General features: G+C 52.3%; 33 protein-coding genes. 22 read left to right on the top strand and 11 right to left on the bottom strand.

What is annotated here, in order from left to right; all coding sequences use genetic code 11:
* Positions 1 to 28 precede the first annotated feature (28 nt).
* The 4 genes from tcyJ to IB222_RS09080 all read right to left on the bottom strand — a co-directional run bounded on the left by tcyJ (position 29) and on the right by IB222_RS09080 (position 3,692).
* Positions 29 to 829: a cystine ABC transporter substrate-binding protein gene (gene tcyJ / locus IB222_RS09095; protein WP_003030469.1), complete on the bottom strand. Its 801-nt coding sequence runs from the start codon at positions 827 to 829 to the stop codon at positions 29 to 31.
* A 100-nt stretch (positions 830 to 929) separates the two neighbouring features.
* Entirely contained in the window at positions 930 to 1,481 is a 552-nt protein-coding gene (gene fliZ, locus IB222_RS09090) for a flagella biosynthesis regulatory protein FliZ (protein ID WP_148361829.1), read from the bottom strand.
* A gap of 57 nt (positions 1,482 to 1,538) precedes the next feature.
* Positions 1,539 to 2,258 carry an RNA polymerase sigma factor FliA gene (fliA, locus tag IB222_RS09085; protein WP_016153479.1) on the bottom strand — a complete coding sequence of 240 codons (720 nt, stop codon included), beginning with the start codon at positions 2,256 to 2,258 and terminating at the stop codon, positions 1,539 to 1,541.
* 162 nt (positions 2,259 to 2,420) lie between these two features.
* Positions 2,421 to 3,692: a FliC/FljB family flagellin gene (locus IB222_RS09080; RefSeq protein ID WP_148361828.1), complete on the bottom strand. Its 1,272-nt coding sequence runs from the start codon at positions 3,690 to 3,692 to the stop codon at positions 2,421 to 2,423.
* A 255-nt stretch (positions 3,693 to 3,947) separates the two neighbouring features.
* Here IB222_RS09080 and fliD point away from each other — a divergent pair, with 255 nt between their 5' ends.
* The 4 genes from fliD to amyA all read left to right on the top strand — a co-directional run bounded on the left by fliD (position 3,948) and on the right by amyA (position 7,698).
* Positions 3,948 to 5,348 (top strand): flagellar filament capping protein FliD, encoded by a 1,401-nt coding sequence (fliD, locus tag IB222_RS09075; RefSeq protein ID WP_148361827.1) that lies wholly within the window; start codon positions 3,948 to 3,950, stop codon positions 5,346 to 5,348.
* Between the two features lie 15 nt (positions 5,349 to 5,363).
* A complete protein-coding gene (gene fliS / locus IB222_RS09070; RefSeq protein WP_148361826.1) occupies positions 5,364 to 5,771 on the top strand; it encodes a flagellar export chaperone FliS in 408 nt (135 codons plus the stop codon).
* Positions 5,771 to 6,142 carry a flagella biosynthesis regulatory protein FliT gene (gene fliT / locus IB222_RS09065; protein WP_008785101.1) on the top strand — a complete coding sequence of 124 codons (372 nt, stop codon included), beginning with the start codon at positions 5,771 to 5,773 and terminating at the stop codon, positions 6,140 to 6,142. Before fliS ends, fliT begins: the two co-directional genes overlap by 1 nt.
* A gap of 68 nt (positions 6,143 to 6,210) precedes the next feature.
* On the top strand, positions 6,211 to 7,698 hold the full coding sequence (gene amyA / locus IB222_RS09060) for an alpha-amylase (protein WP_148361825.1): 1,488 nt from the start codon (positions 6,211 to 6,213) through the stop codon (positions 7,696 to 7,698).
* Positions 7,699 to 7,738: 40 nt separating this feature from the next.
* Here the strand turns inward: amyA and yedD are convergent, their stop codons facing one another.
* On the bottom strand, positions 7,739 to 8,152 hold the full coding sequence (gene yedD, locus IB222_RS09055) for a lipoprotein YedD (RefSeq protein WP_003030454.1): 414 nt from the start codon (positions 8,150 to 8,152) through the stop codon (positions 7,739 to 7,741).
* Between the two features lie 185 nt (positions 8,153 to 8,337).
* Here yedD and yedE point away from each other — a divergent pair, with 185 nt between their 5' ends.
* Both yedE and yedF read left to right on the top strand, forming a co-directional pair.
* Positions 8,338 to 9,543 (top strand): selenium metabolism membrane protein YedE/FdhT, encoded by a 1,206-nt coding sequence (yedE, locus tag IB222_RS09050; RefSeq protein WP_063940428.1) that lies wholly within the window; start codon positions 8,338 to 8,340, stop codon positions 9,541 to 9,543.
* Complete coding sequence (gene yedF, locus IB222_RS09045) at positions 9,540 to 9,773, top strand: sulfurtransferase-like selenium metabolism protein YedF (protein WP_000790504.1); 234 nt, start codon at positions 9,540 to 9,542, stop codon at positions 9,771 to 9,773. Before yedE ends, yedF begins: the two co-directional genes overlap by 4 nt.
* Positions 9,774 to 9,827: 54 nt before the next feature.
* Here yedF and fliE read toward each other — a convergent pair whose 3' ends face one another.
* Positions 9,828 to 10,142 (bottom strand): flagellar hook-basal body complex protein FliE, encoded by a 315-nt coding sequence (gene fliE, locus IB222_RS09040; protein ID WP_003030448.1) that lies wholly within the window; start codon positions 10,140 to 10,142, stop codon positions 9,828 to 9,830.
* A gap of 216 nt (positions 10,143 to 10,358) precedes the next feature.
* Here fliE and fliF point away from each other — a divergent pair, with 216 nt between their 5' ends.
* The 14 genes from fliF (at position 10,359) to rcsA (ending at position 21,859) form a co-directional block, all read left to right on the top strand.
* Positions 10,359 to 12,032: a flagellar basal-body MS-ring/collar protein FliF gene (fliF, locus tag IB222_RS09035; RefSeq protein WP_071445475.1), complete on the top strand. Its 1,674-nt coding sequence runs from the start codon at positions 10,359 to 10,361 to the stop codon at positions 12,030 to 12,032.
* Positions 12,025 to 13,023, top strand: coding sequence for a flagellar motor switch protein FliG (gene fliG / locus IB222_RS09030; RefSeq protein ID WP_003834047.1), 999 nt, complete (start codon positions 12,025 to 12,027; stop codon positions 13,021 to 13,023). The genes fliF and fliG overlap by 8 nt, the downstream gene beginning before the upstream one ends.
* On the top strand, positions 13,016 to 13,723 hold the full coding sequence (gene fliH, locus IB222_RS09025) for a flagellar assembly protein FliH (protein WP_003834049.1): 708 nt from the start codon (positions 13,016 to 13,018) through the stop codon (positions 13,721 to 13,723). The genes fliG and fliH overlap by 8 nt, the downstream gene beginning before the upstream one ends.
* Positions 13,723 to 15,093 carry a flagellar protein export ATPase FliI gene (gene fliI, locus IB222_RS09020; protein WP_003030440.1) on the top strand — a complete coding sequence of 457 codons (1,371 nt, stop codon included), beginning with the start codon at positions 13,723 to 13,725 and terminating at the stop codon, positions 15,091 to 15,093. Before fliH ends, fliI begins: the two co-directional genes overlap by 1 nt.
* A gap of 21 nt (positions 15,094 to 15,114) precedes the next feature.
* A complete protein-coding gene (gene fliJ / locus IB222_RS09015) occupies positions 15,115 to 15,558 on the top strand; it encodes a flagellar export protein FliJ (protein WP_003834052.1) in 444 nt (147 codons plus the stop codon).
* Positions 15,555 to 16,769 carry a flagellar hook length control protein FliK gene (gene fliK / locus IB222_RS09010; RefSeq protein WP_149384305.1) on the top strand — a complete coding sequence of 405 codons (1,215 nt, stop codon included), beginning with the start codon at positions 15,555 to 15,557 and terminating at the stop codon, positions 16,767 to 16,769. The genes fliJ and fliK overlap by 4 nt, the downstream gene beginning before the upstream one ends.
* Positions 16,770 to 16,873: 104 nt before the next feature.
* On the top strand, positions 16,874 to 17,341 hold the full coding sequence (fliL, locus tag IB222_RS09005; protein ID WP_003834054.1) for a flagellar basal body-associated protein FliL: 468 nt from the start codon (positions 16,874 to 16,876) through the stop codon (positions 17,339 to 17,341).
* Positions 17,342 to 17,345: 4 nt separating this feature from the next.
* Positions 17,346 to 18,350 carry a flagellar motor switch protein FliM gene (gene fliM / locus IB222_RS09000; RefSeq protein WP_149384306.1) on the top strand — a complete coding sequence of 335 codons (1,005 nt, stop codon included), beginning with the start codon at positions 17,346 to 17,348 and terminating at the stop codon, positions 18,348 to 18,350.
* Positions 18,347 to 18,760, top strand: coding sequence for a flagellar motor switch protein FliN (gene fliN, locus IB222_RS08995; RefSeq protein WP_003030433.1), 414 nt, complete (start codon positions 18,347 to 18,349; stop codon positions 18,758 to 18,760). Before fliM ends, fliN begins: the two co-directional genes overlap by 4 nt.
* Entirely contained in the window at positions 18,760 to 19,137 is a 378-nt protein-coding gene (fliO, locus tag IB222_RS08990; RefSeq protein WP_103014243.1) for a flagellar biosynthetic protein FliO, read from the top strand. Before fliN ends, fliO begins: the two co-directional genes overlap by 1 nt.
* Positions 19,137 to 19,874, top strand: a complete 738-nt coding sequence (gene fliP / locus IB222_RS08985; RefSeq protein WP_003834056.1) for a flagellar type III secretion system pore protein FliP — start codon at positions 19,137 to 19,139, stop codon at positions 19,872 to 19,874. Before fliO ends, fliP begins: the two co-directional genes overlap by 1 nt.
* A 9-nt stretch (positions 19,875 to 19,883) precedes the next feature.
* Positions 19,884 to 20,153, top strand: coding sequence for a flagellar biosynthesis protein FliQ (gene fliQ, locus IB222_RS08980; RefSeq protein WP_003030425.1), 270 nt, complete (start codon positions 19,884 to 19,886; stop codon positions 20,151 to 20,153).
* An 8-nt stretch (positions 20,154 to 20,161) separates the two neighbouring features.
* On the top strand, positions 20,162 to 20,947 hold the full coding sequence (fliR, locus tag IB222_RS08975) for a flagellar biosynthetic protein FliR (RefSeq protein ID WP_003834057.1): 786 nt from the start codon (positions 20,162 to 20,164) through the stop codon (positions 20,945 to 20,947).
* A gap of 288 nt (positions 20,948 to 21,235) precedes the next feature.
* Positions 21,236 to 21,859, top strand: coding sequence for a transcriptional regulator RcsA (gene rcsA, locus IB222_RS08970; RefSeq protein WP_003030421.1), 624 nt, complete (start codon positions 21,236 to 21,238; stop codon positions 21,857 to 21,859).
* Between the two features lie 54 nt (positions 21,860 to 21,913).
* Here rcsA and dsrB read toward each other — a convergent pair whose 3' ends face one another.
* Positions 21,914 to 22,102: a protein DsrB gene (gene dsrB / locus IB222_RS08965; RefSeq protein WP_003030419.1), complete on the bottom strand. Its 189-nt coding sequence runs from the start codon at positions 22,100 to 22,102 to the stop codon at positions 21,914 to 21,916.
* Positions 22,103 to 22,265: 163 nt separating this feature from the next.
* Here dsrB and yodD point away from each other — a divergent pair, with 163 nt between their 5' ends.
* A complete protein-coding gene (yodD, locus tag IB222_RS08960; protein ID WP_003030417.1) occupies positions 22,266 to 22,493 on the top strand; it encodes a YodD family peroxide/acid resistance protein in 228 nt (75 codons plus the stop codon).
* A gap of 206 nt (positions 22,494 to 22,699) precedes the next feature.
* On the opposite strand, the gene IB222_RS08955 is transcribed toward yodD, so the two are convergent.
* Both IB222_RS08955 and IB222_RS08950 read right to left on the bottom strand, forming a co-directional pair.
* Positions 22,700 to 22,885: a DUF2158 domain-containing protein gene (locus tag IB222_RS08955; protein WP_148361822.1), complete on the bottom strand. Its 186-nt coding sequence runs from the start codon at positions 22,883 to 22,885 to the stop codon at positions 22,700 to 22,702.
* A 77-nt stretch (positions 22,886 to 22,962) separates the two neighbouring features.
* Positions 22,963 to 23,874, bottom strand: coding sequence for a DUF808 domain-containing protein (locus IB222_RS08950; protein ID WP_003834061.1), 912 nt, complete (start codon positions 23,872 to 23,874; stop codon positions 22,963 to 22,965).
* Positions 23,875 to 24,052: 178 nt separating this feature from the next.
* Between IB222_RS08950 and yedA the strand changes: the two genes are divergently transcribed.
* Entirely contained in the window at positions 24,053 to 24,973 is a 921-nt protein-coding gene (gene yedA, locus IB222_RS08945; RefSeq protein WP_148361821.1) for a drug/metabolite exporter YedA, read from the top strand.
* On the opposite strand, the gene IB222_RS08940 is transcribed toward yedA, so the two are convergent.
* The gene (locus IB222_RS08940; RefSeq protein ID WP_003834064.1) at positions 24,965 to 25,432 is read right to left on the bottom strand and encodes a very short patch repair endonuclease; all 468 of its coding nucleotides are present in this window, start codon (positions 25,430 to 25,432) and stop codon (positions 24,965 to 24,967) included. The two genes, yedA and IB222_RS08940, sit on opposite strands and share 9 nt — an antisense overlap.
* A complete protein-coding gene (locus IB222_RS08935; protein ID WP_187392921.1) occupies positions 25,413 to 26,813 on the bottom strand; it encodes a DNA cytosine methyltransferase in 1,401 nt (466 codons plus the stop codon). The genes IB222_RS08940 and IB222_RS08935 overlap by 20 nt, the downstream gene beginning before the upstream one ends.
* Positions 26,814 to 26,855: the final 42 nt, after the last annotated feature.

Below are 26,855 nucleotides of genomic sequence, written 5' to 3'. Positions count from 1 at the left end.
AAAGGCGCCTTTTTTCATCGGATGCCGATTATTTCGTCACATCCGCTCCAAACCATTTTTCAGACAGGGCTTTCAGCGTACCGTCTTTCTGCATTTCAGCAATGGCCGCATCAACCGCTTTCAGCAGATCTTCATTGCCTTTGCGCAGCGCCACGCCGGACTCCTGGCGGGAGAATGCTTCACCGGTTACAGCCAGCGTATCCTTGGTTTTCTTGACCAGATCCAGCGCCGCCAGACGGTCAACCAGAATGGCGTCGATACGGCCTACACGCAGATCCTGGTATTTGGTCGGGTCATCATCATAGGTACGAATATCCACGCCCTGCACGTTCTGGCGTAGCCACTCTTCATAGTTGGTGCCCAGACCAACGCCGACTTTTTTACCTTTCAGATCGGCAGCGGTCTTAATAACGCCTTCATTGCCTTTTTTCACCAGCGCCTGAATACCAGAAACCGTATACGGGGTAGAGAAATCGTATTTTTTCTTACGTTCGTCAGAGATAGTCACCTGGTTGATGACCACGTCAATGCGCTTAGAATCAAGAGAGGCCAGCATACCGTCCCACTTGGTCGGCTTCAGGTTAGCTTTCACCCCAAGGTGCTTGGCCAGTTCCTCAGCGAACTCCACTTCGAAACCGGTCAGCTTGCCGTCGTCACCCTGAAAACTAAACGGGGGATAGGTCCCTTCCAGGCCCACCAGCAGCGTGCCGCGCTCTTTAACTTTATTTAACAGACCTTCATCTGCATAAGTCTTTACGCTCATTCCAGCGACAAGTGCAACAGCCATTACACCCATCAGAGCCTGACGTCCCAGAAGTGCTAATTTCATAGTTACCCCGAATATTGTCATTAGTGACTGCTATTTATGAGCATAGTGTAAAGCGTTTGCTGTGTTCCACAAACACGACTCTGTTACACCTTATTCGTTTTTAATATATATCAGAACTGGCTGTCCAGGAGGATTTCTGCATATGTCCCATATGGGTATGGGCTTTGAACTGCTCATACTTACGCAAGGCGATGCGGTAATTGTTGGTGCTGGTTTCCGGCAGCCACGGGGCAAGGTTTTCGTCGAGGAACCCATCCTGCAGCAGGTCATGAGAGATATTTTGTTCGGTCAGGTGATTCCCGAGGCGACGCAGGCGGACAACGTATTCACGTACCGTGCCGTGACTCATTTCGGTCTGCTCAAATAAAAACTGTTTAAAACCGATAATGTCGAAAAAGTCGCTCTGCTCTTTGCAATGCAAATCACCGCAAAAACGACACAGTGCCACCCACTCTTTTTTCTCCTGCTCCCACTCGGCTTCATCCAACAAAGTGTCCAGTCGAGCGATGGCGATTTTATTCACAATTTGCCCGTGACGAACCAGCGTGATCCGGTCGAGCAACTTAAAGCAATGGGCGCAATGCGTCTGGCTGTGTTTGAAATCTTTGAGGTAGCGGCTTAGAGGCCGTCTTTTTGATTGCTGCACCGTCATGAGAACTCCTGGTAGTCAATTCGTAATGCGGCATTGTTCAGGGGTAATAATGTACCCCTATAGCTTACCCAGCTTGGTGCGTAGACGTTTGATGGCCTGACTGTGCAACTGGCTGACCCGTGATTCCCCGACTTCCAGTACCGCGCCAATCTCTTTCAGATTCAGCTCTTCCTGGTAGTACAGCGTTAACACTAGCTTTTCGCGCTCCGGCAACGCCTCAATCGCGTCCATCACGCGCTGACGGAGGTTACCCTCAAGAAGCTGTTGTAACGGGTTTTCCTGCTGATGTTCTTCCGTCACCAGCTCGATACTATCGCCATGCTCTTCCCGCCACTCGTCATAAGAGAAGAGTTGGCTGTTATTGGTATCGAGCAACATCTGACGATACTCTTGCACAGGAATAGCCAGACGCTCCGCCACTTCGGTTTCCGTCGCGTTGCGCCCTAATTCCTGCTCCAGTTGTCCCATCGCCTGTGCCACTTCGCGAGCATTGCGCCGAACGCTACGCGGCACCCAATCCCGGCTACGTAGTTCGTCCAGCATTGCTCCACGAATACGCTGCACTGCGTAAGTGGTAAATGCCGTTCCTTGCAAAGCGTCATATCGGTCAACGGCATTCAATAACCCGATGCCGCCCGCTTGTAGCAGGTCATCCAGTTCTACGCTCGCCGGCAAACGCACCTGAAGGCGCAATGCTTCGTGACGCACCAACGGTACATAACGCTGCCACAGCGAGTGTTTATCCATTACACCTTCAGCGGTATACAGTGAATTCACGATAAACAGCCCTGCGTTAAATGAGTTATCGGCATGATTATCCGTTTCTGCAGGGGTTTTAATCGGGTGAATAGTGGGTGAAATGGGGGGTTATTTGGGGGTTACGGGTAAAGCTAAATGTAAAAAACCCCGCCGGAGCGGGGTTTGCGCGATAAGCGTTAATTAACGCAGCAGAGACAGAACGTTCTGCGTGGTCTGGTTAGCCTGTGCCAGAACAGAAGTACCCGCCTGTTGCAGGATCTGAGCACGAGACATGTTAGACACTTCGGTTGCGTAGTCGGAGTCTTCGATACGGCTACGGGCAGAGGACAGGTTGTTAACGGTATTGCCCAGGTTGGTAATAGCTGAATCGAAACGGTTCTGGATGGCACCTAAAGAGCTACGTTGAGAGTCAACAATCTTCAAAGCATTATCGATAGTTGCTAACACATCAGGACTTGTGGAAATTTTAGTTCCTACAGAAACAACACCCGTTTTTGAATCGACGTTAGCACGGTTAAAAGTGCCATCAGCGTTTTCAACTACATATCCAAGTTCGCCATTATCTTTTTTGTAAGATTTAAATGTTTGGTTAGCAGCAAGTCCAGATGTATTTGCAGTAACCTTTTTATCTACTTCCTTGAATTCTGTAACCTTTGTGGTTTCGTCAACATCACCTGCTGTCACAGCAGCACTATTTGAATCCCAAGTGACCTTACCATCAGCATTTTTAGTAGCAGCGTGATATACACCATCTTCATCTTTTACTGCATATCCGCTACCATCCTTCAATGCATACAAACCGTTTGCCGCTTTTGGATCTGCGCTATGACTATCAATCTGGATTTCTGCTTTAATAGTTTTAGAGGACAGAACGATATCACCGCCATTAGCAACAGTTTTAGTGCTTGTTGAATCAAATTTTGAATCAACTGAGAAGTTTGCTAAGCCGAGAGTACCTGTGTCAATTTTCTTCAAATCGATATCAATCTTCTCTCCATCGTTAGCGCCAACTTGGATGCTAAGTTTTGAGTCTGTTGTTAATACCTTAACGCCGTTAAATTGAGTTTGACCAGAAACCCGGTCAATTTCAGCTAAACGTTGTTGAATTTCCTCTTGAATGGATTGAACATCTGAATCAGAGTTTGTCCCATTCTGAGATTGAACAGCCAGTTCACGTACACGCTGCAGATTATTGTTGATTTCGTTCAGCGCACCTTCAGTGGTCTGCGCGATGGAGATACCATCGTTGGCGTTACGGGAAGCCTGAGTCAGGCCTTTGATGTTAGAAGTGAAGCGGTTAGCGATCGCCTGACCAGCCGCATCATCTTTCGCGCTGTTGATACGCAGACCGGAAGACAGACGCTCGATAGCGGAGCTCAGGGAAGACTGAGATTTGTTCAGGTTGTTCTGGGTCAACAGCGACAGGCTGTTTGTATTGATGACTTGTGCCATGATCTTTTCCTTATCAATTACAACTTGATGTTATTGGGCTGTTGCCCACGGTTTCTCACCGTAACCCATGTATCGGCACCTTAAATTCGAACTTTAGAAAATTTTTACTTTCCGCCCGTTTTTTTCTTAGCCCGCGAAATACCCGCTATATGCCCCACTATTCCGCGCATTATTTTCACCAAACTATCATTAAACTTTGTGCGCAAATTGCCGATACCCCATTTAACAATTGTTTGCAATCACAAGGAATCGGGCATGGCTTCATTTACATCATTGGGCGTAGGCTCAGGCTTACCACTGGACACGTTGCTAAACAACCTGACTATCGCGGAAAAAAAACGTTTAAACCCAATCACTCAGCAACAAACCGACAATACCGCCCGCCTGACGGCCTACGGTACGCTGAAGAGTGCGCTGGAAAAATTCCAGACGGCCAATACTGCGTTAAATAAACCAGAACTGTTCAGAAGCAGTAATGTGACCAGCAGTAGCGAAGACCTGAAAGTTACCACCGAAGCCGGCGCGGCACCGGGTATTTATACCATCAGCGTCACGCAGCTGGCCCAGGCACAGTCTCTGAGCACCTCATCGGTTGCTTCCAGCAAAGAGGCTCTGGGTGATGGTTCTGGTACTCGTACTATTAAAATTGAACAGACGGGTCGGAAAGAGCCGCTGGAGATTAAACTGTCGCAAGATAAGACCACGCTGGATGATATCAGCAAGGCAATTAACGATACCGACAGCGGTATCTCCGCCAGTATCGTGAAGGTGAAAGACGGCGAGTTCAAACTGGTACTTACCGCAGCAGAAGGTCTGGACAGTAAAATGACCATCTCCGTAGACGGCGACAGCAAGCTGAACGATATACTGGCCTACGACAGTAATACCGGTACTGGAAAAATGACCGAGCTGGTTAAAGCCCAAAACTCTAAGCTCACGATGAACGGTATCGATATTGAACGTCAAAGCAACAAAGTCACCGATGCCCCGCAAGGTGTTACGCTGGAGCTGACCAAAAAAGTCACCGACGCCCGTGTGACAGTGACCAAAAGCAATGACAAAGCCACGGAAGCCATTAAAGGTTGGGTGGATGCCTATAACTCGCTGATCGATACTTTTAATACGCTAACCAAGTATAAAGCCGTTGATCAAGGTGCTGAAGGACAAGACAAAGACAACGGCGCGCTGGTGGGTGATAGCGTAGTGCGTATGATCCAGACCGGTATTCGCGCACAATTTGCCAACGCTGGTACTGAAGGTACCTTTAAAACGCTGAATGAAATTGGCATCAAACAAGATGGCAAAACCGGCAAGATGTCCATTGATGATACCAAACTGAAAAAAGCGCTGGACGAAAACACCGCCTCTGTTCGCGAACTGCTGGCCGGCGATGGTAAAGAAACCGGTATTACTACCAAGATTGCAGCTGAAGTTAAAAGCTACCTGGCTGATGACGGCATTATCGACAGCGCACAGGACAGCATTAATGCCACGCTGAAAAAGCTGACCAAACAGTACCTGTCTGTGAGCGCCAGCATTGATGACATGGTTGCGCGCTATACGGCGCAGTTTACCCAGCTGGATAGCATGATGAGCAAACTGAATAACACCAGTACTTATCTGGGCCAACAATTTACAGCGATGAATAAATCCTGATAACACGAGGTAAGTATGTATACCGCGAGCGGTACCAAAGCCTATGCACAGGTCAGCATAGAGAGTGGCGTAATGAGCGCCAATCCGCATCAGCTGATTGAAATGTTGTTTGATGGCGCGAACAGCGCCCTGGTGCGCGCTCGCCTGTTTATGCAGCAGGGTGATATCGTCGCCAAAGGCGAGGCTATAAGCAAAGCCATTAACATTATCGACAATGGTCTGAAAGCAGGCCTGGATCAGGAAACTGGCGGTGAAATCGCCACCAACCTGTCTTCGCTGTATGACTATATGATCCGCCGTTTACTGCAAGCTAACTTGCGTAATGATTGTCAGGCCATTGAAGAAGTCGAAGAGTTACTCGGCAACATTGCAGATGCCTGGAAACAGATCTCACCGAAAGCGTCGTCCCAGGAGTCTCGTTAATGACCTCAGCCGTGGAGTTTATCAACCGTTGGCAGCGCATTGCGCTACTCAGTCACTCGCTGCTGGAACTGGCGCAGCGCGGTGAATGGGACCTTTTACTGGAACAGGAAGTTACTTATCTGCAAAGTATTGAAGTGGTCATGGAAGAGCAAACTCCACCGGGCATTACGCGAAGTATTCAGGACTTGGTTGCCGGGTATATTAAACAGACGCTGGATAACGAACAATTACTTAAAACGTTGTTGCAGCAGCGCCTGGATGAGCTCAGCAACCTCATCGGCCAGTCGACACGCCAAAAGACGCTGAATAACGCCTATGGTCGTCTTTCCGGTATGCTGCTGGTACCCGACGCCCCCACCTCGCCACAATAATTTCCCGTCTCGTCTGAATTATCTTCCATACTCCAGAGGTCGGCCAAACGACTTCTGGAGCACGGAAGATGAAAAATCCCACGTTATTGCAGTACTTCCACTGGTATTACCCTGATGGCGGTCAACTCTGGCCCGAACTTGCCGAACGCGCAGGCGGACTCAATGATATCGGCATCAATATGGTATGGCTGCCCCCCACCTATAAAGGCGCGTCTGGCGGCTATTCCGTTGGCTATGATTCCTACGATCTGTTTGACTTGGGCGAATTCGACCAAAAGGGAACCGTCGCCACCAAATACGGCGATAAAAACCAGCTGCTGGCGGCGATAGACGCGCTAAAACACAATGATATTGCCGTACTGCTGGACGTGGTGGTTAACCACAAAATGGGCGCTGATGAGAAAGAAAAGATCCGCGTCCAGCGCGTTAACGCCGAAGATCGCACGCAAATAGATGATGAGATTATCGAATGTGAGGGCTGGACGCGCTATACCTTCCCTGCCCGCGCTGGCCAGTACTCGCAATTCATTTGGGATTTTAAATGCTTCAGCGGCATTGACCATATCGAGAATCCAACCGAAGACGGGATTTTTAAAATCGTTAACGACTACACTGGCGAAGGCTGGAACGATCAGGTTGATGATGAGTTGGGTAATTTTGATTATCTGATGGGCGAAAACATTGATTTTCGCAATCACGCGGTGACTGAGGAGCTCAAATACTGGGCGCGTTGGGTGATGGATCAAACCCATTGCGATGGTTTTCGCCTGGATGCCGTCAAACATATCCCGGCATGGTTCTATAAAGAGTGGATCGAGCACGTCCAGGAAGTCGCCCCGAAGCCGCTGTTTATCGTGGCGGAATACTGGTCCCATGAGGTCGATAAACTGCAAACCTATATTAACCAGGTCGAGGGGAAAACCATGCTGTTTGATGCCCCTTTGCAAATGAAGTTTCACGAAGCGTCCCGCCAGGGGCGCGATTATGACATGAGCCAGATTTTCACCGATACGCTGGTGGAGGCCGATCCCTTTCATGCGGTGACGCTGGTTGCGAACCATGACACCCAGCCGTTACAGGCGCTGGAAGCCCCGGTCGAGGCATGGTTTAAGCCGCTGGCCTATGCGCTGATCCTGTTACGCGAAAACGGCGTACCGTCGGTGTTTTACCCTGACCTCTACGGAGCGCATTACGAAGACACCGGTGGCGATGGCGAAACCTATCCTATTGACATGCCGATCATTGAACAACTTGATGAACTGATCCTCGCACGCCAGCGCTTCGCGCATGGGGTACAAACGCTCTTTTTCGATCATCCTAACTGTATCGCTTTTAGCCGCAGCGGTACGGATGAGGATCCCGGCTGTGTGGTGGTACTGTCTAACGGCGATGACGGAGAAAAGACCATCAATCTCGGCGCCAATTATGGTAATAAAACCTGGCGGGACTATCTGGGGAATCGTGAAGAAAGCGTGGTCACCGATGAAAACGGTGAAGCGACGTTTTTCTGTAACGGCGGGAGCGTCAGCGTATGGGTGATTGAAGACGTGTTGTAAAGCTCAACCCCGGTGACCGATGGTTACCGGGGCGTACGGCTTATGGCAGTGGCGTGGCCAGCGGCGTTTTCTTTAACGCGTCAGCACATTCCTGCGTCGGGCGATCCACCCGCTGCAGCGTCATACCGTCATATTCCAGCGTATTGCCTTCACGCTCGATCTCGTACAGCTCGCGTTTCACCGTCACGTTGGTGAGATCGCCAGAGAGCATCGTCAGTTTCCCCGGCAGCGCGATCACCCGCTGCCACTGGCGACAATCCAGCGTATCGCCCTCTTTCGTTATCACCAGGCTGGCAATGGCTTCCGGGCTGACCAGACTGCGTTGTGGACCTTTTGACTGCCAGTATCCTTCCAGACCGGCTGGCGCTGGCGTTTTCACCACGTCGTTATAATTTTCTACTTCGGCGCATCCGGTAAGCGCCAGAAATACACCAACGATTGCTAATTTTTTCATCATTCATCCTGCATGCGAAGAAAATGGGATTGTGGCATTAAAGGCCTGATGTCGCCAGCCTTTCGGCAGCGTTGAGAAAGATTGATCCAGACGGTGTTACCTCTTATTACTCATAGTCAAAAATTCTGAACGGTGTAGTATCCACACTTCTTGTTACATACCTTCTGAGTTCAGAGGCACAACGCATGTCATGGCAACACTTCAAACAGGCCTGGTTAATTAAATTTTGGGCCCCCGCCCCTGCGGTCATCGCAGCGGGTATTCTCTCCACTTACTATTTCGGCATTACGGGAACCTTCTGGGCCGTTACCGGTGAATTCACCCGCTGGGGTGGTCAAATCCTGCAACTGTTTGGTGTGCACGCCGAAGAGTGGGGATACTACAAGCTGATCCATCTCGAAGGCTCGCCCCTGACCCGCATCGACGGCATGATGATCCTCGGTATGTTCGGCGGCTGTTTTGCTGCCGCACTGTGGGCCAACAACGTCAAGTTACGCATGCCGCGCAGTCGGGTGCGCATTATGCAGGCGATAGTCGGCGGGGCAATCGCCGGATTCGGCGCACGGCTGGCAATGGGCTGTAACCTGGCCGCATTCTTCACCGGCATTCCGCAGTTCTCACTACACGCCTGGTTTTTTGCGCTGGCCACGGCCATTGGCTCCTGGTTTGGTGCACGCTTTACCCTGCTGCCAATATTTCGTATTCCGGTCAAAATGCAGAAAGTCTCCGCCGCTTCGCCGTTAACGCAAAAGCCGGATCAGGCCCGTCGCCGTTTCCGCCTGGGCATGCTGGTGTTTATCGGCATGATCGGCTGGGCGCTACTCACCGCGATGGATAAACCCAAGCTCGGTCTGGCGATGCTGTTCGGCGTCGGGTTTGGTCTGCTGATTGAACGGGCGCAAATATGCTTCACCTCCGCCTTCCGCGACCTGTGGATTTCCGGTCGCACCCATATGGCAAAAGCGATCATCTTCGGGATGGCGGTCAGCGCCATCGGTATCTTTAGCTACGTGCAACTGGGCGTCGAGCCTAAAATCATGTGGGCGGGTCCAAATGCGGTGATCGGCGGTTTGCTGTTCGGCTTTGGCATCGTTTTAGCGGGCGGATGTGAAACCGGCTGGATGTACCGCGCCGTTGAAGGCCAGGTGCATTACTGGTGGGTTGGTCTGGGCAACGTTATTGGCTCGACCATTCTGGCCTACTACTGGGATGATTTTGCTCCCGCGCTTGCCACCAACTGGGACAAAGTGAATCTGCTCAACACCTTCGGTCCTCTCGGCGGTCTGCTGGTGACCTATCTGCTGTTGTTTGCCGCGCTGATGCTCATTATTGGCTGGGAAAAACGTTTCTTCCGTCGCGCAGGGCTGACGCCTGCCAAGGAGTCTGTATGAAAAATATCGTGCCTGATTATCGCCTCGATATGGTCGGCGAACCGTGTCCATATCCGGCTGTAGCCACGCTGGAAGCGATGCCGCAATTGAAGAAAGGTGAAATTCTGGAAGTGGTGAGCGATTGCCCGCAGTCAATCAACAATATTCCACTGGATGCGCGTAATCACGGCTATACGGTGCTGGATATTCAGCAGGATGGCCCAACGATCCGCTATTTGATTCAGAAGTAACTGGTTGCCGGATGGCACTGCGCTTATCCGGCAAACATTTTCTGCACGTTGTCCCTACACCTGCATCGACATTACTTCCTGATAGGCCGACACCAGTTTATTACGCACCTGAATACCCATCTGCATCGATACCGACGCTTTTTGCATATCGGTCATCACATCATTTAACGCAATACCCGGCTCACCCAGGGTAAATTTCTCAGCCTGCGTACGGGACGCGGTTTGCACATCGCTGATCCTGTCTAACGCAGCATGCAGTTGTCCGGCAAAACTCACGGTCGGTTGTGGCTGCATATCCTGCATTTTTGCTGACATCGCCGTGGCCTGTAACTGGCTGATGACCCCTTCAATCCCCTGTATTGCCGACATTCTGATCCCCTGGATGATTTTTTACGTAGCTGAGATTACCAGTTAGTCAATAAGATAAAGGCGTTAAATAACGATAAAAAACCACGGTTTTTAACGCATAGAAAAATTCGAAACCGCAAATAATGAGACCGTCAATTTTTCGAGTTTGCTGACCCGGGAGTGAGTCTTGTTCCACTTTGCAAAAAACGCCGTCCACGATAAGCCACGAGGTGCGAGATGAGTGCGACAGCATCGACTGCAACCCAGCTTAAACCTCTCGAGTGGTTAAACCGCCTGCGCGCGAATCCCAGAATTCCTTTGATTGTGGCGGGAGCCGCTGCCGTCGCTATCATCGTGGCGATGGTCCTGTGGGCCAAAGCGCCTGACTATCGCACGCTGTTCAGCAATCTTTCCGATCAGGATGGTGGCGCGATTGTCACCCAACTGACGCAGATGAACGTTCCCTATCGTTTTACTGAGGGAAGCGGTGCTATAGAAGTTCCTGCCGATAAAGTCCACGAACTGCGTTTACGTCTGGCGCAGCAAGGTCTGCCGAAAGGCGGCGCCGTTGGTTTTGAACTGCTGGATCAGGAAAAGTTTGGTATCAGCCAGTTTAGCGAGCAGGTCAACTACCAGCGTGCGCTGGAAGGTGAATTAGCCCGTACCATTGAAACGCTGGGACCGGTAAAACGCGCCCGCGTGCATCTGGCAATGCCGAAACCGTCGCTGTTTGTGCGTGAGCAAAAAGCGCCTTCAGCCTCCGTGACCGTTAACCTTGAGCCGGGCCGCGCACTGGATGAAGGTCAAATCAGCGCGGTCACGCATCTGGTTTCCAGCGCTGTTGCAGGCTTGCCACCGGGCAACGTTACGCTGGTCGACCAGGCTGGTCATCTGTTAACTCAGTCGAACACCAGCAGCCGCGATCTTAACGATGCGCAGTTGAAATACGCCAGCGATGTCGAAGGCCGCGTTCAACGTCGTATCGAATCGATCCTGTCGCCGATTGTCGGCAACGGTAACGTACATGCGCAGGTCACCGCGCAGCTGGATTTTGCTAATAAAGAGCAAACCGAAGAACAGTACCGCCCAAACGGTGATGATTCCCAGGCCGTGCTGCGTTCACGCCAGTTAAACGTCAGCGAGCAGATCGGGAGCGGAGCGCCAGGCGGCGTACCGGGCGCATTGTCTAATCAGCCAGCACCGGCGAATACCGCGCCAATCGCCAACCCTCCGGCTAATCAGCAAAATGCGCAAACCACGCAGACGGCAAATAACAGCAATAATGCCGGTCCACGCAGTACGCAGCGCAATGAAACCAGCAACTATGAAGTCGACCGTACCATTCGCCACACCAAAATGAACGTCGGCGATGTGCAGCGTCTCTCGGTGGCTGTGGTGGTCAACTATAAAACGTTGCCGGACGGCAAACCGCTGCCGTTAACCGCCGATCAGATGAAACAGATTGAGGACCTGACCCGCGAAGCGATGGGCTTCTCCGACAAACGTGGCGATACCCTGAACGTGGTGAACTCTCCGTTCACGGCGACCGACGATTCCATTGGCGAGCTGCCGTTCTGGAAACAGCCGTTCTTTATTGATCAGTTGATGACCGCAGGCCGTTGGTTACTGGTTCTGCTAGTTGCCTGGATCCTGTGGCGCAAAGCTGTTCGCCCGCAGTTGGTTCGCCGCAGCGAAGAAGCAAAAGCGGTACAAGAACAAACGCGGATCCGTCAGGAAACCGAAGAAGCGGTAGAAGTTCGCCTCAGCAAAGACGAACAGACCCAGCAGCGTCGTACGAATCAGCGTCTGGGTGCAGAAGTGATGAGCCAGCGTATTCGTGAAATGTCAGATAACGATCCGCGCGTCGTGGCGCTGGTCATTCGCCAGTGGATGAGTAACGACCATGAGTAATGCCCTTACCGGTACCGATAAAAGCGTCATCCTGCTGATGACCATTGGCGAAGATCGCGCGGCAGAGGTGTTTAAACACCTTTCCACGCGCGAGGTTCAGGCGCTGAGTACAGCGATGGCGAACGTACGCCAGATCTCCAACAAACAGTTGACGGAAGTGCTGGCCGAGTTTGAGCAAGAAGCAGAACAGTTTGCCGCGCTGAATATCAACGCCAACGAATATCTGCGCTCCGTGCTGGTGAAAGCGCTGGGCGAGGAACGCGCCTCCAGCCTGCTGGAAGATATTCTGGAAACCCGCGATACCACCAGCGGCATTGAAACGCTCAACTTTATGGAACCGCAAAGCGCCGCCGACCTTATCCGCGACGAGCATCCGCAGATTATCGCCACCATTCTGGTACACCTCAAACGGGGCCAGGCCGCCGATATTCTGGCGCTGTTCGACGAGCGTTTACGTCACGACGTGATGCTGCGTATCGCCACCTTCGGCGGCGTGCAGCCTGCCGCGCTGGCAGAACTGACCGAGGTACTGAACGGTCTGCTCGATGGCCAGAACCTCAAGCGCAGCAAAATGGGCGGCGTGAGAACGGCGGCAGAAATTATCAACCTGATGAAAACCCAGCAGGAAGAAGCGGTTATTACCGCCGTACGCGAATTTGACGGCGAACTGGCGCAGAAAATTATCGACGAGATGTTCCTGTTCGAAAACCTGGTGGAAGTCGACGATCGCAGTATCCAGCGTCTGCTGCAGGAAGTGGATTCCGAATCGCTGCTGATTGCGCTGAAAGGTGCCGAACAGCCACTACGCGAGAAGTTCCTGCGCAACATGTCGCAACGTGCTGCCGATATTCTGCGCGACGACCTTGCCAACCGCGGTCCGGTGCGCTTGTCGCAGGTGGAAAACGAACAGAAAGCGATTCTGCTTATTGTGCGCCGTCTGGCGGAAACCGGCGAGATGGTGATCGGCAGCGGCGAGGATACCTATGTCTAACGAACTGCCGTGGAAAGTCTGGACTCCGGACGATCTCGCCCCACCAATGGCAGAGTTCGTGCTGGCTGACCACAGCGAAACGCCGCTGTCCGAAGAGACGGAAGAACCCGAGCTTTCAGCAGAGCAACAGCTTGAACAACAGCTCGCACAGCTGCAAATGCAGGCCCATGAGCAAGGGTATAACGCGGGGCTGGCAGAAGGTCGACAAAAAGGTCACGAGCAAGGTTATCAGGAAGGTCTGAGTCAGGGGCTGGAGCAAGGCCAGAACCAGGCGCGCGCGCAGCATGCGCCGATCCATGCCCGCATGCAGCAGTTGGTGAGCGAGTTTCAGAATACGCTGGACGCACTGGACAGCGTCATTGCCTCGCGCCTGATGCAAATGGCGCTGGAAGCTGCGCGTCAGGTGATTGGTCAGACGCCTATCGTGGATAACGCTGCGCTGATTAAGCAGATTCAACAGTTATTGCAACAGGAACCGCTGTTTAGCGGTAAACCGCAGCTGCGCGTCCATCCGGACGATCTCCAGCGTGTTGAGGAGATGCTCGGTGCCACTCTCAGCCTGCACGGCTGGCGGCTGCGCGGCGATCCCACGCTGCATCACGGCGGTTGTAAAGTCTCAGCAGACGAAGGCGATCTGGATGCCAGCGTCGCCACTCGCTGGCAAGAACTCTGCCGTCTGGCAGCGCCGGGAGTCGTGTAATGACCACTCGACTGACTCGCTGGCTCAATACGCTGGACAACTTTGAAGAGAAAATGTCGCTGCTGCCTGCAGTGCGTCGTTACGGTCGCCTGACCCGCGCAACCGGGCTGGTGCTGGAAGCCACGGGGTTACAGCTGCCGTTGGGTGCCACCTGCGTCATTGAACGCCAGGATGGCAACGAAACCCAGGAAGTTGAAAGCGAAGTCGTAGGCTTTAACGGTCAACGTCTGTTTCTGATGCCGCTCGAAGAGGTCGAAGGCGTTCTGCCCGGCGCGCGCGTCTACGCGAAGAACATTGCCGGAGAAGGTCTGCAAAGCGGGAAGCAATTACCGCTTGGCCCTGCTCTGCTGGGGCGTGTGCTGGACGGCAGCGGCAAACCGCTCGACGGACTGCCCGCCCCGGACACCACCGAAACCGGCGCGCTGATTACACCGCCGTTTAACCCGCTGCAACGTACCGCAATAGAACACGTCCTGGATACCGGCGTACGCCCCATCAACGCGTTGTTAACCGTAGGTCGCGGCCAGCGTATGGGACTTTTCGCAGGCTCCGGCGTCGGTAAAAGCGTCCTGCTCGGCATGATGGCGCGCTATACCCAGGCCGACGTCATCGTCGTGGGCCTGATTGGCGAGCGTGGCCGCGAAGTTAAAGATTTTATTGAAAATATTCTCGGCGCTGACGGTCGCGCACGCTCGGTAGTGATTGCCGCTCCGGCGGATGTCTCGCCGCTGTTACGTATGCAAGGCGCGGCCTACGCCACGCGCATCGCCGAAGATTTCCGCGATCGTGGACAGCACGTATTGCTGATTATGGATTCCCTCACCCGCTATGCGATGGCGCAACGTGAGATAGCCCTGGCAATCGGCGAGCCGCCGGCAACCAAAGGTTATCCGCCGTCAGTATTCGCCAAATTACCGGCGCTGGTTGAACGGGCCGGGAACGGTATCCACGGCGGCGGTTCAGTTACCGCGTTTTATACAGTACTGACCGAGGGTGACGACCAGCAGGACCCGATTGCCGATTCCGCGCGCGCGATACTGGACGGGCACATCGTGCTGTCTCGTCATTTAGCCGAAGCGGGTCACTATCCGGCCATCGATATTGAAGCCTCGATCAGCCGCGCCATGACCGCGCTCATTAGTGAAAAACACTATGCACGGGTACGTAACTTTAAACAGCTGCTGTCCAGCTTCCAGCGTAACCGCGATCTGGTCAGCGTGGGGGCGTATGCCAAAGGCAGCGATCCGATGCTGGATAAAGCCATCGCCTTATGGCCACAGCTGGAAGCGTTCTTACAGCAAGGCATCTTTGAACGGGCTGACTGGGAAGATTCTCTACAAGCTTTGGAACTGATTTTCCCTGGTGTGTGATTAAGCAGGAGAGCATAGGTCATGGCACAACATGGTGCGTTAGCAACACTGAAAGACCTGGCTGAAAAAGAGGTAGATGACGCCGCTGTCTTATTAGGAGAGATGCGTCGTGGCTGTCAGCAGGCGGAAGAACAGTTAAAAATGCTGATCGATTATCAGCATGAGTATCGCAACAATCTGAATACCGATATGGGCCAGGGTATTACCAGCAATCGCTGGATTAACTACCAGCAATTTATACAGACGCTGGAAAAAGCGATTGAGCAACACCGCCAACAGCTCAATCAGTGGACGCAAAAAGTGGACATGGCTTTGAACAGTTGGCGCGACAAAAAACAACGATTACAGGCGTGGCAGACGTTGCAGGACAGACAAACCTCGGCGGCGTTACTGGCCGAAAACCGTCTGGATCAGAAAAAAATGGATGAATTTGCTCAGCGCGCAGCTATGAGGAAACCCGAATGATTACTTTACCCCAACTGATTACCACCGACACCGACGTAGCCGCAGGTCTTCAGTCAGGCAAAGCGGTAGATTCACCCGAGGATTTTTTAGCGCTGCTGGCTGGCGCATTAGGCGCGGGCGACGCGCAAGGTAAAGACGCACCTCTGTCGCTTGCCGACTTACAGGCGGCCAGCAGTAAGCTGCAAAAAGGGTTACTGCAAAAAAATGGCGATGCCGCGCAGTCGGTCAAATTAACCGATCTGTTGGCGCAACAGGAGCTACAAACCGAGGCTTCTCTTGCCGACATGACGGACGCTCAGCAACTGTTGTCTGCTCTCACACCTTCACTAAAAGCTAATGCCCTGACGACACTGGGTAAAGTTGCTCAGCAGGACGAAAAAAACACCACGCTGAGTGATGACGATCTCGCCAACCTGAGTGCGTTGTTCGCCATGCTACCAGGACAACCGCTGGCTACGCCTGCCGTCGACAGCGCACCAGCCCCAGTTGATGCCACGCTTTCGGCGTTGTCACGTGGCGCTGCACACGGTGCTATCGCCGATAACGCTGGCGAATTGCTGGCGGGTGATGCCAAAAAAGGCAAAGCGGATGTCACGATTGCTGGCGGTGGTGCAAATCAGGCAAACAATCCAACATTAACCCCGCTGACGGCGGCGGCGAACGCCAGAGCTGAAATCGACAGCACCCCATCACCAACCAGCATTGGCATGACTGCGGCCCCGCTAAGTGGTCCGCAAACACACGCACAACCGTTACCGACGGCCGCGCCGGTGTTAAGCGCTCCGTTAGGTAGCCATGAATGGCAGCAATCGCTGAGCCAGCACGTCACATTGTTCACGCGCCAGGGCCAGCAAAGCGCAGAGCTGCGTCTGCATCCGCAGGACCTGGGTCAGGTACATATTTCCCTCAAGATGGACGACAACCTCGCACAGTTGCAAATGGTTTCACCGCACAGTCACGTGCGCGCCGCACTGGAAGCCGCATTACCGATGCTGCGTACGCAGTTGGCTGAAAGCGGGATCCAACTGGGGCAAAGCAACATCAGCAGTGAAAGCTTCGCCGGACAACAGCAGTCTTCCGGGCAGCAACAGCAGGCGGGTCGCGCTCAGGGACAAGACATTTTTGCTGCTGAAGATGACGCAATACTGGCAACCCCAGCCTCACTGCAAGCCGCTGCCCGCGGCGATGGCGCAGTAGACATCTTCGCCTAACGCCAGAGGTAGCATGATTATCCGCGTCTTTTCCACGCTTTGTCGTGGACAGGACACGGGATAATCAGCCCATAAGCTGTACCGAAACAGGAAGCCCGTATCTGATGACTGACTCCGCGATTAACAAAAAAAGTAAACGCGCTATTTGGATCCCTCTGCTGGTATTAATTACCCTCGCCGCCTGCGCAACTGCGGGTTATAGCTACTGGCGCATGCAGCAGCAGCCGTCCGCCAGCGTCAAAGCGGAACCGCCTCCACCGCCAGCCCCGGTGTTCTTTGCGCTGGATACCTTTACCGTCAATCTGGGTGATGCAGACCGTGTGCTGTATATCGGTATCACGTTGCGCATGAAAGATGAGGCGACACGTTCACGTCTTAATGAATATCTGCCGGAAGTGCGCAGCCGCTTGCTGCTGCTGTTCTCTCGTCAGAATGCAGCCACACTCGCCACCGAGGAAGGTAAGCAACAGCTGATTACCGCCATCAAAGAGACGCTGGCGACTCCGCTCGTTGTTGGACAGCCGAAACAGGTTGTCACCGACGTTCTTTATACAGCTTTTATTCTGCGGTAAAGACATGGGCGACAGTATTCTTTCTCAGGCTGAAATCGACGCATTGCTCAACGGCGATAGCGAAACCAAAGACGAACCCATTTCAGGTATCGCAAAAGAAAGCGATATTCGTCCTTATGATCCCAACACTCAGCGTCGCGTGGTACGTGAGCGTTTACAGGCGTTGGAGATCATTAACGAACGCTTTGCGCGCCAGTTCCGTATGGGGTTATTTAACCTGTTGCGCCGTAGCCCAGATATTACCGTGGGTGCGATCCGTATCCAGCCATACCATGAATTTGCGCGCAACTTACCGGTTCCGACCAACCTGAACTTAATCCACCTGAAGCCGCTGCGCGGTACGGGTCTGGTTGTGTTCTCACCGAGTCTGGTATTTATCGCCGTAGACAACCTGTTTGGCGGTGACGGTCGTTTTCCGACGAAAGTCGAAGGTCGCGAATTTACACACACGGAACAGCGCGTTATCAACCGCATGCTGAAGCTGGCGCTGGAAAGCTATAGCGACGCGTGGAAGGCCATCAACCCGCTGGAAGTGGAATACGTTCGTTCCGAGATGCAGGTGAAATTTACCAATATCACCACCTCTCCGAACGACATCGTGGTGAATACCCCGTTCCACGTTGAAATTGGCAACCTGACCGGTGAATTTAACATCTGTCTGCCATTCAGCATGATTGAACCACTGCGTGAGCTGCTGGTGAATCCGCCGCTGGAAAACTCACGTAATGAAGATCAGAACTGGCGCAATAATCTGGTGCGTCAGGTTCAGCATTCTGAGCTGGAGCTGGTGGCAAACTTTGCCGACATTCCGCTGCGGCTATCCCAGATTTTAAAACTGAAACCCAGCGATGTACTGCCGATTGAAAAACCCGACCGCATTATTGCTCATGTGGACGGCGTGCCTGTGCTGACCAGCCAGTATGGCACCGTAAACGGTCAGTATGCGTTACGCGTAGAACATCTGATAAACCCGATTTTGAATTCGCTGAATGAGGAACAGCCCAAATGAGTGATATGAATAATCCGTCCGATGAGAACACTGGCGCATTGGACGATCTGTGGGCTGACGCGTTAAACGAGCAAAAAACCACGCCCACCAAAAGTGCGGCCGATGCGGTATTCCAGCAGTTAGGTGGCGGCGACGTCAGCGGTGCTTTGCAGGACATCGACCTGATCATGGACATTCCGGTCAAACTGACCGTCGAACTGGGCCGTACCCGCATGACCATCAAAGAACTGCTGCGTTTGACGCAAGGGTCGGTTGTCGCACTGGATGGTCTGGCAGGCGAACCGCTGGATATCCTGATCAACGGTTATCTGATTGCCCAGGGCGAAGTCGTCGTGGTAGCGGATAAATACGGTGTGCGTATCACTGACATTATCACCCCGTCTGAACGTATGCGCCGTCTGAGCCGTTAATCATGAATACCCAGGCTACCGTTTCTCAACCCGCCGCCGTTCCCGGCTCACCGCTGGTGCAGGTAAGCGGCGCGCTGCTCGGGATCATCGTCTTGATCCTGGCGGCGGCCTGGGTCATTAAACGTCTGGGGTTTGCCCCCAAAAGTGCCGGTACGCGCGGGCTGAAAGTCACGGCCAGCACCTCATTGGGCCCACGTGAGCGAGTGGTGATTGTCGAGGTCGAAGATGCCCGCCTGGTACTGGGTGTCACAGCCTCACAGATTAACGTCCTGCACACCCTGCCCCCGGCACCTGCCGATGCAGAAGAAAAAACGGCCTCCCCTGCGGATTTCCAGGCCATGATGAAGAGTTTGCTTAAGCGTCCTGGGAGATCCTGATGCGCCGTTTGTTATCCCTCACGCTGGCAGGCTTGTGGCTTTTCAGCCCCGTTGCCCTCGCCCAACTCCCGGGTCTGGTTAGTCAGCCATTGCCGGGCGGCGGACAAAACTGGACGTTGCCCGTGCAGACGCTGGTGTTCATCACCTCGCTGACGTTCCTGCCTGCAATTTTACTGATGATGACCAGCTTCACCCGCATCATCATCGTTTTCGGTCTACTGCGAAATGCGCTGGGTACCCCCTCTGCACCGCCTAACCAGGTGCTCCTGGGCCTGGCGCTCTTTTTGACCTTTTTCATCATGTCGCCGGTGATCGATAAAATCTACGTTGACGCATACCAACCGTTCAGCGAAGAGAAGATCTCCATGCAGGAAGCAATGGAGAAAGGCGCCCAGCCGCTGCGTGAGTTTATGTTGCGCCAGACCCGTGAAGCCGATCTGGCACTCTTCGCGCGCTTAGCAAACAGCGGTCCGTTACAGGGACCAGAAGCCGTGCCGATGCGAATTTTGCTGCCTGCTTATGTCACCAGTGAGTTGAAAACAGCATTCCAGATAGGCTTTACCATTTTTATCCCGTTTCTGATTATCGACCTGGTGATTGCCAGCGTGCTGATGGCGCTCGGGATGATGATGGTACCGCCCGCCACAATCGCGTTGCCGTTCAAGCTGATGCTGTTTGTGTTGGTAGACGGTTGGCAGCTGCTTGTCGGCTCGCTGGCACAAAGCTTTTACAGTTAGAGGCGCGAAATGACTCCTGAATCGGTCATGATGATGGGCACAGAGGCGATGAAAGTCGCCCTGGCCCTTGCTGCACCTTTGCTGTTGGTCGCTCTGGTCACAGGTCTTATCATCAGTATTCTGCAGGCGGCGACCCAGATTAACGAAATGACGCTGTCTTTCATCCCCAAAATTGTCGCGGTGTTTATTGCCATCATTGTTGCTGGCCCGTGGATGCTTAACCTGCTGCTCGACTACGTGCGTACGCTGTTCAGCAATATCCCCTATATCATCGGGTAGACAACGTTATGTTGCAGGTGTCCAGCGTTGAGTGGCTCCACTGGCTGAATTTATACTTTTGGCCTTTGCTGCGCATACTGGCGCTCATCTCAACGGCCCCCATCCTCAGTGAACGAGCCATCCCTAAACGGGTAAAGCTGGGGCTGGGATTGATGATTACCGTCGTTATTGCCCCGTCGATTCCCGCCGTTGACGTCCCCATCTTTTCTGTTGGCGCGCTTTGGCAGGCAATGCAACAAATCCTGATCGGTATCGCTTTAGGCTTCACCATGCAGTTTGCGTTTGCCGCAGTACGTACCGCCGGGGAATTAATTGGCCTGCAAATGGGCCTTTCCTTCGCGACGTTCTTCGATCCCGGTAGCCGTCTGAATATGCCGGTACTGGCTCGACTGATCGACATGCTCGCCATGCTGCTGTTCCTGACCTTTAACGGCCATTTATGGCTGATATCGCTGCTGGTAGATACTTTTCATACTCTGCCCATCGGCGGCAATCCGGTGAACAGCAATGCGTTTCTCGCGCTGGCACGGGCGGGCAGCCTGATTTTCCTCAATGGGCTAATGCTGGCCCTGCCGGTAATGACGCTGCTGCTCACGCTGAACCTCGCACTTGGTTTGTTAAATCGCATGGCGCCACAGCTGTCGGTTTTCGTCATCGGCTTTCCTCTCACTCTGACCGTAGGTATTTCACTAATGGCGGCACTAATGCCATTAATTGCGCCATTCTGCGAACGATTATTCAGTGAAATTTTTAATTTACTGGCCGATATCGTCAGCGAAATGCCTGGAAAATAATAAACCTTATTTTTTATCCTGTTTTACTAAGGATTGTCCTAAATTTAAAAAGTGACAACATCCACCAGGATATCTCTGTCGCGGCTTATTTGTTTTTGCCTCACTCACATAACGCAACATTCACTTTACTTTAAGATGTTTCCTGGCAAATTATACGCAACTTTACGGGATAGTAAATTCGCCTGAAAAACAGCGAAAGCGTCATCTTGGGTCGTTATTATTCCGTTTAGTTGTGATGAAATAATCAGGTAAGGGGAATTATCGTTACGCATTGAGTGAGGGTATGCCATGTCAACGATTATTATGGATTTATGCAGTTACACCCGACTAGGGTTAACCGGATATCTGGTAAGTCGGGGAGTGAAAAAAAGGGAAATCAACAACATTTCCAACGTTGATGAACTCAGTCTCGCCTGTGTCTCTCAACAACCTGCTGTGGTGTTTATTAATGAGGACTGCTTTATCCACGATCCTGCTAATAGCCAGCAAATAAAGCAAATCATTAATCAGCATCCCAGCACATTATTTATTGTGTTTATGGCAATTGCCAACGTGCATTTTGATGAATATCTACTCGTCAGAAAAAATTTATTGATTAGTTCTAAATCGATTAAACCTGACTCACTGGATAAACTACTTGGCGATATTCTGAAAAAGGAAGTAGATATTGCTATTGATGTGAATCTGCCGACATTATCATTAAGTCGAACCGAATCCAGCATGCTGCGTATGTGGATGGAGGGTCAGGGAACAATACAGATATCAGATCAAATGAATATCAAAGCCAAGACGGTGTCATCCCATAAGGGGAATATAAAACGAAAGATTAAAACGCATAATAAGCAAGTTATCTATCACGTTGTGAGGCTTACGGATAACGTCACCAATGGTATCTTTGTGAATATGCGCTAAGACGTTCTGACTGGTGGCGACTCCACCAGTCAGAATCAAACAGCAGAACTCATGTCACTCCACTTTTTCCACAAAGATACCATCCTGATGACCTGATTCATTAAAGAACCAGATACCGAGCGGGTAGTCTTCCAGCGAAACCAGGTACATGGTGCCTTCACTAAACTCTTCGATTGCCAGTACCACGCCCGGTCGACGAGGACCGCCGTCCGTTTTGACTGTGACCCGATCATTCACCTTCATAGTTTTCCTCCTGTGGCTTTGTGCCAGTGTAGAACAAATTCCTTTTTCTGGCAGCGCTGTGCACGCGCGATTGCGGGTTTTATCGACGGTCTATACTTAAGTTGTGCGTATCTGATGTTTGGGTACGCTCCCCCGGTATCCTTAACGGTTGAGAGGTATGAGGATGAAAACCGCGAAAGAGTACAGCGATACGGCCAAACGTGAAGTCAGCGTCGATGTCGACGCGCTGCTAAAGGCAATCAACGAAATCTGCGAGAGTGAAATTCATCGTAGCCAGGATGACCCGGAGCGCGTCAGCGTTGACGGGCGTGATTACCATACATGGCATGAACTGGCCGATGCGTTCGAGCTTGATATCCATGACTTTAGCGTGTCGGAGATCAATCGCTGACTGAGGGCGAAAAAAATCCCGGCCCTTATCGGGTCGGGATCAAGCTTGCTTATGCAAGAAGCACTTGTAAATTCGTTACACCAGAAAATCTGATGTGAACCAAACCTTATCTGCAATTTTTTTGCCTGACAAGTAAATAATTCTCACCGGAATGATAAATATAACTAATGGGTGAGAGATCACCAGGTTACGGTCGAGCCAAATGTTCAGGCATCCTGGGAGAGCTGTCTTCGCTCGCCAGGCACCACCAGTTCATCTTCACGGAATGCTTCCCGTTTAACGGCAAAGCCGTCGTACCAGCGACACTCCACCATTCCGCTGGCATACCCGGTAACGATCATACGTGGGCCACCCTCTTTGGAGGTGACTTCCTCACTGACAGAAAAGACCATACCTGCCTCCTGTATCAAGAGAAACCTTTACACCTTAGATGACAAAGAGGCGTTTTGCGTAATCAGTCCTGTAACAATTAGTGCGAAACTCCGCGCACTCTGGCGACAGCTTTTACCAGCAGAACGACAATCCCACCGATGATAAAGCCGAGCACCAGGTTAAGCAGGGTCGGAAGCATTAGCGAAATCAATGTACTTTGCTGCTGAGCAAAATGTTCAATCGCATGATGCAGCGGCGATATTCCGTGTACCACAATGCCGCCTCCCACTAAAAACATCGCCAGTGTGCCGACCACAGAAAGTGTTTTCATAAGCCAGGGGGCAACCACCAGCAACCCTTTGCCCAGCGACTGGGCAAGCAGGCTACGCTTTTCTGCCAACCAGTACCCGATGTCATCAAGCTTAACGATAATCCCAACCAGGCCATACACGCCCACGGTCACCACTAACGCGATACCAGATAGTACCAACACCTGATTCAGCAAGGGTGCGTCCGCGACAATACCCAGCGTAATCGCGACAATCTCGGCAGACAAAATGAAGTCGGTACGTATTGCCCCTTTGATTTTATCTTTCTCAAAGGTGAGTGGATCCTGTGCGGCCAGAGCAGTCAGACGCTGCTGACGCTCTTCCGGGCTTTCTTTGTGCTTACGCGCCTCCAGGGTATGCAGAACCTTTTCCACCCCTTCAAAACAGAGAAACGCCCCGCCTACCATTAATAAGGGGGTGATCGCCCAGGGGATAAATGCGCTTATCAATAGCGCCAACGGCACCAGAATAACTTTGTTAACAAACGATCCTTTCGCCACGCTCCAGACTACCGGGAGTTCGCGGTTAGCCCGCACGCCCGACACCTGCTGCGCATTAAGCGACAGATCATCCCCCAGCACGCCCGCGGTTTTTTTCGCGGCCAGTTTTCCCATCACTGAAATATCATCCAGCAGCGTGGCGATATCATCGAGTAAGGTCAGTAAGCTACTTCCTGCCAAAATTTTCACCCTCAATATTATTTTTTTGCAGTCATAAGTATGAAGTAAAACACGCCATGCTGAAACTGACCTTTCTGGTCAACAAGTTTTTAACATCAACACGTAATTATAAATCTCGCCAGTAAGATAGTTTTGACGTTTACTATGTTGCACCTTTTTATTTCCACCGTGAGGGATTATGCGTTTCAGGCAATTGTTACCGCTTTTCAGTGCGCTATTCGCGCTGTACATCATTTGGGGTTCCACGTACTTCGTTATTCGCATTGGCGTTGAAAGCTGGCCGCCGTTAATGATGGCAGCCGTACGTTTTCTCTCCGCGGGAGTTTTATTAACAAGTTTCTTACTTATTCGTGGGCATAAGCTGCCCCCCTTACGCCTAATCCTGAACGCCGCGCTAATTGGTATCCTGCTGCTGGCTGTGGGTAATGGGCTGGTCACCGTCGCAGAACATCAAAATGTCCCTTCTGGTATTGCCGCCGTGGTGGTCGCCACCGTCCCGCTATTTACGCTGTGTTTTAGCCACTTTTTTGGCATCAAAACGCGCAAGCTGGAATGGTTGGGGATAGCGATTGGGCTAGCAGGGATCATCATGCTAAACAGCGGAGGCAATTTAAGTGGCAATCCGTGGGGCGCTATTTTAATCCTGATCGGTTCGATAAGCTGGGCGTTTGGCTCGGTGTACGGTTCACGCATTACCCTACCCGTTGGCATGATGGCCGGAGCCATTGAAATGTTAGCCGCCGGTATAGTGCTGATGTGTGCATCGCTACTCTCCGGGGAAAAACTGACCACCATGCCAACATTTTCAGGCTTTATGGCGGTGGCTTACCTGGCCCTGTTTGGTTCCATTATTGCCATTAATGCGTATATGTTCCTGATCCGCAATGTCAGCCCGGCGCTAGCCACCAGCTATGCCTACGTCAATCCGGTTGTTGCCGTGCTGTTAGGTACCGGTCTGGGGGGAGAAAGACTGGCTCCTATCGAATGGCTGGCACTCGGCGTGATCGTGTTTGCTGTGGTGCTGGTGACGTTGGGGAAATACCTGTTCCCTGTTAAAGCGGATGCCGTTGCTACCCCGTCGGAAAAAACGTTACAGTAAATGAATACCGAGAGTGTCGATCTGCGCGGTGTCACCACCGCCGCAGATCCACTCGATGACACGTTCAGATAACGCTTCATCGTCCAGCTTTTCGCGACCACGCAGGGCACACTCCCAGACAATCAGTACGCGCCAGCCCAGAACCTGCAACTTTTCACAATCCCGCGCATCGCGCTGGACATTTTTGCCTATTTTTTCCAGCCAGAATTCCGTTCGTGTCGCGGGGACTTTAAACAAATAGCAATCGTGGTGGTGCCAGAAACAGCCGTGAGTAAAAATCACACAATGATAATCATCCACCACAAAATCGGGGCGACCGGGTAACGTCCCATCCTGCACGCGAAAAGTTACCCCCTGCTCTGTCAGCACGCTGGCAAGGCGTTTTTCAATTGCGGTATCGCGGGTAGCTATCGCCCGCATATTTTTACTGCGTGTTGCTTTATCGTGAACGTCTGCCACGCTGATTCTCTTTCTCGCGAATAGCAACTGCCTGCCTGATTTTCGGCTCCAGCAGCCTGGCCACCGCCGCAAATGCCGGAACGACCACCGAATTACCAAACTGGCGATAAGCCTGGGTATCCGACACGGGGATCCTGAACTGATAGCCCTGCGGAGATTCAAACCCCATCAGACGCGCGCACTCTCTGGGCGTAAGTCTGCGTGGGCGGTGGCGCTGATTCTGCGGATCGTCAAAATCTTTTTCACCCAGCGCCATATCCCAGCCACGGTCAATCAGGATCTCCGCCCCATCCTTATAATAACGCGCAGATAATGTGCGCGTTACGCTATCAGGGTTACCGGGATACACCATGCCATAGCCAAATCCATTGCCCCGCGCCTGATGCTTTTTCGCATAGCGATAGAGGTATTTCCACAGCACCGGCGTCAGCACATATTTCGCATCGACGGTCGGCTCAAGCAGCTCCGCCAGCGTGGTACGCCGCGGCGGATAACGCGTGACGATATCCCGCAGCGTGAAGTCTGATTTCAGATTTAGATCGCGTCGGAAGCCGACAAGCACGATACGTTCGCGATGCTGAGGCAAAAAATGTTGCCCATCGATAATTTTCGGATCGTCCGGACCGTTATCCGCCGCATCCGCCACGTCATAACCCAGCTCGTCCAGCGTTTGCATAATGATGCGAAACGTTTTGCCCTGATCGTGACTCTTCAGGTTTTTGACGTTTTCGAGCACAAATATGGCTGGCCGACGCGCATCGATAATGCGCACCACGTCAAAAAATAGCGTGCCTTGCGTATCACAGGCGAAACCATGGGCCCGCCCTAACGCGTTTTTCTTTGATACACCAGCCAGAGAAAATGGCTGGCAAGGGAATCCGGCCAACAGCACGTCGTGTTCAGGAACATGCTGGCGAATATGTTCTGCCGCCTGCTGGTCACTCACCCCGTCATGATGGCTGAGTGTGATATCACGAATATCTTCATTAAAGCGGTGTTGGAGCGGATCGCAGTAGTTGTTCGCTTTATAGGTGCGCACCGCATGCTTGTTCCACTCACTGGTAAACACGCACTGCCCGCCAATCGCTTCAAAGCCGCGACGAATACCGCCAATGCCAGCAAAAAGATCGATAAAGCGAAAGGCATAGTGCGGATGATGCGCAGGTGGTTTCGGCAACAAAGTATTCAGATGAATGAGCTCGCGGTCGCTGAGGCGATGCCATGTTTCATTAGCAACCACTCGCTTAAAGATGGCCGGGCTCCAGCGGTTCTCGCCAACGCCATTCAGATGAGCAACCAGCGTTTTCACGTCATATATTTCAAGCAACTTGGCCAACATCACCTGCACGTCGGTCTCGTTTTCATCTGTCATCGGGTTCATGGAGCCTGCTACTGAAAAATTATCCTGCATACATTTAACCGG

The organism is Citrobacter sp. C13, assembly GCF_014596815.2.
In the GTDB taxonomy this organism is placed as follows: domain Bacteria; phylum Pseudomonadota; class Gammaproteobacteria; order Enterobacterales; family Enterobacteriaceae; genus Citrobacter; species Citrobacter portucalensis.
The sequence above is the reverse complement of the archived record's forward strand: the minus strand, read 5'-3'. Positions and strand labels throughout refer to the sequence as shown.

What these genes read in the sequence shown, in the direction of transcription:
- tcyJ (WP_003030469.1), bottom strand. Translation starts at nt 829, where the DNA reads ATGAAATTAGCACTTCTGGGACGTCAGGCTCTGATGGGTGTAATGGCT.
- fliZ (WP_148361829.1), bottom strand. Translation starts at nt 1,481, where the DNA reads ATGACGGTGCAGCAATCAAAAAGACGGCCTCTAAGCCGCTACCTCAAA.
- IB222_RS09080 (WP_148361828.1), bottom strand. Translation starts at nt 3,692, where the DNA reads ATGGCACAAGTCATCAATACAAACAGCCTGTCGCTGTTGACCCAGAAC.
- fliD (WP_148361827.1), top strand. Translation starts at nt 3,948, where the DNA reads ATGGCTTCATTTACATCATTGGGCGTAGGCTCAGGCTTACCACTGGAC.
- fliS (WP_148361826.1), top strand. Translation starts at nt 5,364, where the DNA reads ATGTATACCGCGAGCGGTACCAAAGCCTATGCACAGGTCAGCATAGAG.
- fliT (WP_008785101.1), top strand. Translation starts at nt 5,771, where the DNA reads ATGACCTCAGCCGTGGAGTTTATCAACCGTTGGCAGCGCATTGCGCTA.
- amyA (WP_148361825.1), top strand. Translation starts at nt 6,211, where the DNA reads ATGAAAAATCCCACGTTATTGCAGTACTTCCACTGGTATTACCCTGAT.
- yedD (WP_003030454.1), bottom strand. Translation starts at nt 8,152, where the DNA reads ATGAAAAAATTAGCAATCGTTGGTGTATTTCTGGCGCTTACCGGATGC.
- yedE (WP_063940428.1), top strand. Translation starts at nt 8,338, where the DNA reads ATGTCATGGCAACACTTCAAACAGGCCTGGTTAATTAAATTTTGGGCC.
- yedF (WP_000790504.1), top strand. Translation starts at nt 9,540, where the DNA reads ATGAAAAATATCGTGCCTGATTATCGCCTCGATATGGTCGGCGAACCG.
- fliE (WP_003030448.1), bottom strand. Translation starts at nt 10,142, where the DNA reads ATGTCGGCAATACAGGGGATTGAAGGGGTCATCAGCCAGTTACAGGCC.
- fliF (WP_071445475.1), top strand. Translation starts at nt 10,359, where the DNA reads ATGAGTGCGACAGCATCGACTGCAACCCAGCTTAAACCTCTCGAGTGG.
- fliG (WP_003834047.1), top strand. Translation starts at nt 12,025, where the DNA reads ATGAGTAATGCCCTTACCGGTACCGATAAAAGCGTCATCCTGCTGATG.
- fliH (WP_003834049.1), top strand. Translation starts at nt 13,016, where the DNA reads ATGTCTAACGAACTGCCGTGGAAAGTCTGGACTCCGGACGATCTCGCC.
- fliI (WP_003030440.1), top strand. Translation starts at nt 13,723, where the DNA reads ATGACCACTCGACTGACTCGCTGGCTCAATACGCTGGACAACTTTGAA.
- fliJ (WP_003834052.1), top strand. Translation starts at nt 15,115, where the DNA reads ATGGCACAACATGGTGCGTTAGCAACACTGAAAGACCTGGCTGAAAAA.
- fliK (WP_149384305.1), top strand. Translation starts at nt 15,555, where the DNA reads ATGATTACTTTACCCCAACTGATTACCACCGACACCGACGTAGCCGCA.
- fliL (WP_003834054.1), top strand. Translation starts at nt 16,874, where the DNA reads ATGACTGACTCCGCGATTAACAAAAAAAGTAAACGCGCTATTTGGATC.
- fliM (WP_149384306.1), top strand. Translation starts at nt 17,346, where the DNA reads ATGGGCGACAGTATTCTTTCTCAGGCTGAAATCGACGCATTGCTCAAC.
- fliN (WP_003030433.1), top strand. Translation starts at nt 18,347, where the DNA reads ATGAGTGATATGAATAATCCGTCCGATGAGAACACTGGCGCATTGGAC.
- fliP (WP_003834056.1), top strand. Translation starts at nt 19,137, where the DNA reads ATGCGCCGTTTGTTATCCCTCACGCTGGCAGGCTTGTGGCTTTTCAGC.
- fliQ (WP_003030425.1), top strand. Translation starts at nt 19,884, where the DNA reads ATGACTCCTGAATCGGTCATGATGATGGGCACAGAGGCGATGAAAGTC.
- fliR (WP_003834057.1), top strand. Translation starts at nt 20,162, where the DNA reads ATGTTGCAGGTGTCCAGCGTTGAGTGGCTCCACTGGCTGAATTTATAC.
- rcsA (WP_003030421.1), top strand. Translation starts at nt 21,236, where the DNA reads ATGTCAACGATTATTATGGATTTATGCAGTTACACCCGACTAGGGTTA.
- dsrB (WP_003030419.1), bottom strand. Translation starts at nt 22,102, where the DNA reads ATGAAGGTGAATGATCGGGTCACAGTCAAAACGGACGGCGGTCCTCGT.
- yodD (WP_003030417.1), top strand. Translation starts at nt 22,266, where the DNA reads ATGAAAACCGCGAAAGAGTACAGCGATACGGCCAAACGTGAAGTCAGC.
- IB222_RS08955 (WP_148361822.1), bottom strand. Translation starts at nt 22,885, where the DNA reads ATGGTCTTTTCTGTCAGTGAGGAAGTCACCTCCAAAGAGGGTGGCCCA.
- yedA (WP_148361821.1), top strand. Translation starts at nt 24,053, where the DNA reads ATGCGTTTCAGGCAATTGTTACCGCTTTTCAGTGCGCTATTCGCGCTG.
- IB222_RS08935 (WP_187392921.1), bottom strand. Translation starts at nt 26,813, where the DNA reads ATGAACCCGATGACAGATGAAAACGAGACCGACGTGCAGGTGATGTTG.